Consider the following 1,463-nt stretch of genomic DNA (forward strand, 5'->3'; position numbering starts at 1 on the left):
GGATACATCCACGCGAATTTCAGCCGTCTGCGCGCATGCAGCGGATGCCAACAACACCGAAGTGAGCAACAACAGAAGACGCTTACCCATTGCCGATAGACCTCCAAGTTCCTGATACCTGAAAGGAAGGGCGTCCGCATGCCGTATGACCGGTTGCCCTTCGCCACAGAGATTGATGACTGTAAGCGGGAGTGTAAGCGGCGATAAGTCGCGGAAGTGATAGAAGTTTCCTATTCCTCGATAGAAACAAACGATTACCCCTCTATCAAAGGCCATTGGATAGTGGATGGTATCTGCGCTCATCTACCCTCATCGCCTGTCGGCCGGGTGCCTGCAGAAAACCATTTGCGCTCTATGGAAGGAAGCTCGTGATCAATCGACGGCAAGGCATCTGCCGAACGCTGACAGCCATCACACTGTCGCTTACGGCAAGCATCAGTATTGCGGCGCAACATCGCCAGAAGAGCTCGGACAAGACACCGCACGGCAAGGTGGTATGGGACACCTACGGTGTTCCGCACGTCTTCGCCAGGAACACGTCCGGATTGTTCTATGGATTTGGATACGCTCAGGCTAAAGGACACGGCAACCTGCTGCTCCATCTCTATGGCGAGTCTCGTGGCCGAGCGGCTGAGTACTGGGGAGAAACATTTGCCGCTGCAGACCGCTACTATGCCGCCAATGACGTTGCCGAGCGCGGCACAGACTGGTATCGCCAGCAGAGCGCAGAGATGAAAGCCTATCTGGAGGCGTTTGCGCAAGGCATCAACGATTTCGCAAAACAGCATCCGGAGGAGCTCAGCGATGAGTCGAAGCGGGTGCTTCCTGTCACTGGAGTTGACGTCGTCACGCACTGGGAGCGCGTGATGGAGTTCAACTACATCATGCCTGAACTCAAGGCGCTTCCTTCCGGCACCACCACTACCGAAGCAGCGCTGCGCATGCCGAATTCATCGGAAGTTGCCACAGATGCCGATGGTTCCAACGGCTGGGCGATTGCTCCGGTCAAGTCCGCGAATGGACACTCGATGCTGCTCATGAATCCGCACCTGGGATGGGCCCCTTCCTACCAGACTTACTTCGAAGCACAGTTAAGCGCTCCGGGTATCGATATGTATGGGGCTACGCAGGTTGGCTTTCCCGTTCTTCGCTTCTGCTTTACCGATGACCACGGAATCACCAATACCGTAAACACCATCTCGGCAGGCACCGTCTACAAACTCACGTTACGCGATGACGGTTATCTCTTTGACGGCGCAATACGCAAATTCGACGTCAAGACGAAATCGATCAAGATCCGTCAGGCTGATGGCTCACTGAAGGAAGAGAGCTTCCAGGTTCGCGCTTCCGTGCACGGACCCGTCTTCACCCGCAAAGATGGAACGACGATTGCAGCCCGTGTCGCCGGGCTTGACCGTCCATTCGGCATTGAAGAGTACTGGAACATGGACAAGGCCAAAGGC

Annotated in this window: 1 protein-coding gene; it reads left to right on the plus strand. The window is 55.5% G+C overall.

From position 1 onward, the window contains the following. Nucleotides 1–368 precede the first annotated feature (368 nt). Nucleotides 369–1,463 (plus strand): penicillin acylase family protein (locus tag AB4043_RS25375; RefSeq protein WP_442308505.1); only part of this gene is annotated, 1,095 nt, incomplete at its 3' end.

This window comes from Terriglobus sp. YAF25 (assembly GCF_052113305.1).
Lineage (GTDB): Bacteria > Acidobacteriota > Terriglobia > Terriglobales > Acidobacteriaceae > Terriglobus.